The sequence below is a fragment of the Stenotrophomonas sp. YJH_SMC_105-26 genome (assembly GCF_059368915.1).
The window spans coordinates 1-5,172 of sequence record NZ_JCAFSD010000022.1 but is presented as its reverse complement, the minus strand read 5'-3'; the positions used below and the strand labels follow the sequence as shown (position 1 = coordinate 5,172).

Annotated in this window: 5 protein-coding genes; all 5 read right to left on the bottom strand. The window is 67.2% G+C overall.

Going from position 1 to position 5,172, the window contains the following annotated elements; genetic code table 11:
- Positions 1-2,045: methyl-accepting chemotaxis protein (locus tag AC5P7F_RS21600; protein WP_197637394.1), on the bottom strand; the 2,045-nt coding region annotated here is incomplete at its 3' end.
- A 101-nt stretch (positions 2,046-2,146) separates the two neighbouring features.
- On the bottom strand, positions 2,147-2,530 hold the full coding sequence (locus tag AC5P7F_RS21595) for a hypothetical protein (protein WP_014647020.1): 384 nt from the start codon (positions 2,528-2,530) through the stop codon (positions 2,147-2,149).
- A 135-nt stretch (positions 2,531-2,665) separates the two neighbouring features.
- Positions 2,666-3,157, bottom strand: a complete 492-nt coding sequence (locus tag AC5P7F_RS21590) for a chemotaxis protein CheW (protein WP_014647021.1) — start codon at positions 3,155-3,157, stop codon at positions 2,666-2,668.
- Positions 3,158-3,340: 183 nt separating this feature from the next.
- Positions 3,341-4,114, bottom strand: a complete 774-nt coding sequence (locus AC5P7F_RS21585; RefSeq protein ID WP_046430424.1) for a flagellar brake protein — start codon at positions 4,112-4,114, stop codon at positions 3,341-3,343.
- Positions 4,115-4,274: 160 nt separating this feature from the next.
- Positions 4,275-5,172, bottom strand: an 898-nt coding sequence (locus tag AC5P7F_RS21580; RefSeq protein WP_495205425.1) for a methyl-accepting chemotaxis protein, incomplete at its 5' end; no start/stop codon positions are given.

The window sequence follows — 5,172 nt, the reverse complement described above, 5'->3', positions numbered from 1 at the left end:
GAGATCTCGGCCATGATGTCGGTCACGCGCTGCACCGAGGCGACGATCTCGCCCATGGTCGCGCCGGCCTTGTGCACCAGCGCCGAGCCGTCGTTGACCTTGCCGACCGAGTCGTCGATCAGGCCCTTGATCTCCTTGGCGGCGGCGGCCGAGCGCTGGGCGAGGGTGCGCACTTCGCTGGCGACCACGGCGAAGCCGCGGCCCTGTTCGCCGGCACGGGCGGCTTCCACTGCGGCGTTCAGCGCCAGGATGTTGGTCTGGAAGGCAATGCCGTCGATCACCGAGATGATCTCGGCGATCTTCTTCGACGAGGCTTCGATGGCCGACATAGTGGTGACCACCTGGCCGACCACGTCACCGCCCTGCGAGGCGACACCGTGCGCGCCGATGGCGAGCTGGTTGGCCTGGCGTGCGTGCTCGGCGTTCTGGCGCACGGTGGAGGTCAGTTCCTCCATGGAGGCAGCGGTTTCCTCCAGGTTGGCGGCCTGCTGTTCGGTGCGGCGCGACAGGTCGCTGTTGCCCGAAGCAATCTCGCCGGCCGCCGAACTGATCGCGCGGCTGGACTGCTTGATGCGGGTGACGATCTCGCTCAGCTGCGCGGCGGTGGCGTTGGCGTCGTCGCGCATGCGGGCGAACACGCCCTGGTAATCGCCGTGCATGCGCACGGTCAGGTCGCCCTGCGACAGCGCGGCCAGCAGGCCGGAGATCTGCTCGATGCTGCCGGCGTTGGCGTCCAGCAGGCCGTTGATCTGCTGGGCCAGCTGCAGGAAGAAACCTTCCTTGTCGCTGGCATCGATGCGGCCGGACAGGTCGCCAGCGGCGGCCTGGGCGATCACGCGGGCCACTTCGGCTTCGACCTGCGCTTCCTGGGTACGGTCGCGCCATTCCACCACGTAGCCGACGGTGTCGCCGCCTTCATTGCGGATGGTCGAGACCACCTGGGCGAACTGGGCATCGCCGTACTGCATCGGGCGACGGGCGACGCCGTGTGCCTTCAGGTTGCCCAGCAGGGTCTGGTCCATCTCGCCGCGGTGTTCGAGCACGGTGACCGGCTTGCCGATCAGCGAAGCCTGCGCATCGAAGTCCGGCAGGTCGCGGCGCAGTTCGTCCTGGTACTGGCTCAGGGTCTGCTGCAGGGCGCGGTTGCTGTAGACGATGGTGTTGCTGGTGTCGGTCAGGTAGACGCCGGTCGAGCTGTAGTCCAGCGCGGTACGGATGCGCAGGTTCTCGCGGGCGATGGCCTGGTCGGTCTCGATGCGCTCGCGCAGGTCGCGCTGCATGCGCTGCATGGCCTGCATCAGTTCGCCCACTTCATCCTGGCGGCTGACGTCGATGTGGCCATCGAGCTTGCCGCCGGCCACGTCGTTGGCCACCGAGACGGCGCCACGCACGCTGCCGACCAGGGCGCGGGCAAACAGCCACACCAGCACCAGGCCGAGCGCGGCGCCGCCCAGCAGGGCGATCACGGTCAGCACGGCCGAGGCGGAGTAGGTGGATGCGGCCTCTTCGCGCGAGGCGCGGGCGAGGCGGTTGTCTTCGGCGATCAGCGCCTCCAGCGCGGAGGCGGCCTTGCGGTGCTTGGTGCGGGTTTCGCCGACGAAGGTATCGATGGCGTCGTCCGGCAGGTCCAGTTCCAGCATCTCGGTGACGCTGTCATAGGATGCCAGGGCGTCCTTCCATTCCTTGGCGAAGGCGTCGAACAGCTTCTTCTGCTGCGGGTTGTCGACCAGCTTCGGATACTCCTTGATCGACTTGTCCATGCTGGCGCGCAGGTCGACGCCCTGCTTGCGCGCATCGGACTTGACGTCATCGCTGGCGCGGATCAGCTGCTGGTAGGCGGCATTGCGGTACTCGCCCAGCATGCCGCGCATCTCGCCGGCCATGCGGATGCTCTCCATGCGCGAACCGGCCAGCTCGGTGGTCACGTTGTTCAGCGAATGCAGGCCGCGATAGGCGACGATGCCCTGCAGCAGCATCACCAGCAGGAGGACGCCGAAGGTCAGCAGCAGTTTCGGCATCAGTTTCAGGTTGTTGATCCACGGCATGGGCGTTGCGAGCTCCTAAGGCAGACGCGCCCGGGCATCGGGCCCGGTTGCAGCAGAAACCACGCCAGGACCAGGCCCGGCGTGGTCCGACGAACGGCGGATTACTTGATGTTGGCCAGCTTCAGCCCGGCCGGCGAGCTGACTTCGATTTCCGCACGCGAGGCGTCGCGCTGGATCTTGCCGATCACGCACACGGTCTTGCCTTCCAGGGTTTCCAGCGGGAAGGAGAACTTGCCGCGGTTCTCGCCGGCGATACGCGCCGAGAAGGTGTGGCGCGGGAAGGCGCCGCCCATGTACAGGAAGGTCGGCTGGCCTTCGGAGCCTTCTGCGTAACGGGCCTTTTCGACCTTGCCACAGACCATGCCGTCCTTGCCGACCGAACGCGGCGCCATTTCCGGCGGGATCATGTCGGCCGACTGGGCGAAAGCGGAGGCGGCGGTGGTGGCCAGGACAGCGGCCGAGACGAACGCAAACAGGGACTTCATCGAGGGTATCTCCGGGGATGGTAACGATCGGGCCGGTCCTGCGCGCTCCTGCGCGACCGGCTTCTGTCCCCCTATCGGCACCGCCGAAGGGAACTGAAGGGTTTTGTGACTGGAACGTGAAGCAGTTCCGTTTGCTCAGGCAGCGACGTCTTCGGCGAGGTTGGCCTGGCCCATGTCGGCGCTGTCGAGCAGGGTCTCGATGTCCAGCAGGATCAGCATGCGATCGTCGTGGGTACCGATGCCGGAGATGAAACGGGTGTCGACGGCCGCGCCGAATTCCGGGGTCGGGCGGATCTGCTCGGCCGACAGCGGGATCACGTCGGAGACGCTGTCGACGACGATGCCGACCACGCGGTCTTCCACGTTCAGCACGATCATCACGGTGAAGGCATCGTAGCGGGCGTTGTCCAGGCGCAGCTTCAGGCGCAGGTCGATGACCGGGACGATGGTGCCGCGCAGGTTGATCACGCCCTTGATGTAGTCCGGGGCGTCCGGCACGCGGGTGACGGCGTCGTAGCCGCGGATTTCCTGCACCTTGAGGATGTCCACGCCGTAGTGCTCATCACCAAGGGTGAAGCTGAGGAATTCGCCACCGGCGCTGGCGGCGGAGCTGGTCTTGTCGTTCATCGAGGGGTCCTGGTTCTGCCGGAAGTCCCGGTGTCAGGCTCGATATCGGCCCCGCCGGGGGGGACTTTAGGTGCCGGGCAGTGCCGTGGACGGGGTCAGATCCCTTTTCAGGGAAAAGGGATCTGACCCCGGCACGCGTTCCAGGGTTGCCGGCCGGCGGCCGGCACTCCCGGTCGGACGGCCTCAGAGCTCGCCGTTGCGGCGGGCCTTGCGCTGGCGGTCGATGCGGAAGATGTAGCGCTGGATGGCGCTGTCGGCGCCGCGTGGCAGGCATTCAAAGCGCATTCCCACGCGCTTGACCTCGATGCCATTGGGCTGACGCTGCGGCAGCAGGTTGCAGACCACCAGTTCGATATCCAGGTCGGGGCCGTCCGGCAGCGACAGCCGCGCCGGATAGCGCTTCTGCAGACCAAACACCGCGCAGTCATTGGGCACCACCACGGCCAGGCCGCCACCGCTGATGTCCACTACGCGCATCGACAGGGCTTCGGCGCGCGCTTCGCCAGGCGGCAGCAGCAGGTGGGGCGAGTCGGTGACCGGCGTCTCCAGCCGGTACAGCTCGCGGCGCTGCAGGTGCACCAGTTCGTCAGGCAGCGGCGCACGGAAGGCCACATGGCCGTCGTTGTCCACGCGCTGCAGTTCGTGCAGCCGGAACCGTACCAGCACGCGTTCGAGCTGGGCGAAGCACAGCAGGTGATCGGCCTGCTCGGCGGCGCGGTTGGAGGCTTCCTGCGGGCTTCCATCGAGCAGCAGGAAGTCCTCGTCCTCGTCGAGGTCGAGCAGGGCGGTCGGGAAGGAACGGTCGCGGCCGTCGATATGGGCATTGATCAGCGATCGCTGGTCGATCAGCGAGCGCAGCAGCTGGCGCAGCTGGCGCGGGTTGCGGACCAGGAATCGTTCGTCCGCGGCATCGGCCGCGTGGACATCATGCACTGCAGTGTCGTTGCCGTCGGACATGGAATCTACGGTCAGGGGCGGGCGCCAGCACGCATTGGCGCGAGGCTCGATGGGGATATCGGCCTCTGCACCGGATTATGAAGTGGGATTTGCATCACTTTCCACGCGTAAGGGGTCAGATCCCTTTCCCACAGGAAAGGGATCTGACCCCGTGCTTCTGTCAGAATTCCTGCCAGTCGCCGTCCGTGGCCAGCGCCGGCTGGGCCGTTGCCGTGCGCAGCGCACGTGCCGGGGCTGGCTTTGCCGCAGGCGCGGCGGCTGCGACCTGTCGCGGTACCGGTGCGGCCAGCGGGCGTGCCGGGATGGCCATCGTGCCCTGCGATGCCAGCCGGAAGCGGGCCACGGCTTCACCCAGCTGCACGGCCTGGTCTTCCATCGCGCGCGCCGCAGCAGTGGCTTCTTCCACCAGCGCAGCATTTTGCTGGGTGGTTTCGTCCATCTGCACCACGGTCTGGTTGACCTGCTCGATGCCCGCCGACTGTTCCTGCGAGGCCGCAGAGATCTCGGCCATGATGTCGGTCACGCGCTGCACCGAGGCGACGATCTCGCCCATGGTGCTGCCGGCCTGGTGGACCAGGCTGGAGCCTTCGGCAACCTTGCCGACCGAGTCGTCGATCAGGCCCTTGATCTCCTTGGCGGCGGCGGCCGAGCGCTGGGCAAGGGTGCGCACTTCGCTGGCGACCACAGCGAAGCCGCGACCCTGTTCCCCGGCACGCGCGGCTTCCACTGCGGCATTCAGCGCCAGGATGTTGGTCTGGAAGGCGATGCCGTCGATGACCGAGATGATCTCGGCGATCTTCTTCGACGAGGCTTCGATGGCCGACATGGTGGTGACCACCTGGCCGACCACGTCACCGCCCTGCGAGGCGACACCGTGCGCGCCGATGGCGAGCTGGTTGGCCTGGCGTGCGTGCTCGGCGTTCTGGCGCACGGTGGAGGTCAGTTCCTCCATCGAGGCGGCGGTTTCTTCCAGGTTGGCGGCCTGCTGCTCGGTGCGGCGCGACAGGTCGCTGTTGCCGGAGGCGATCTCGCCGGCGGCCAGGGTGATGCTGGAGGCG

Bases quoted from the DNA above. Each gene is read 5' to 3' on its own strand.
- AC5P7F_RS21590 (WP_014647021.1), bottom strand. From the start codon at position 3,157: ATGAACGACAAGACCAGCTCCGCCGCCAGCGCCGGTGGCGAATTCCTC.
- AC5P7F_RS21585 (WP_046430424.1), bottom strand. From the start codon at position 4,114: ATGTCCGACGGCAACGACACTGCAGTGCATGATGTCCACGCGGCCGAT.
- AC5P7F_RS21595 (WP_014647020.1), bottom strand. From the start codon at position 2,530: ATGAAGTCCCTGTTTGCGTTCGTCTCGGCCGCTGTCCTGGCCACCACC.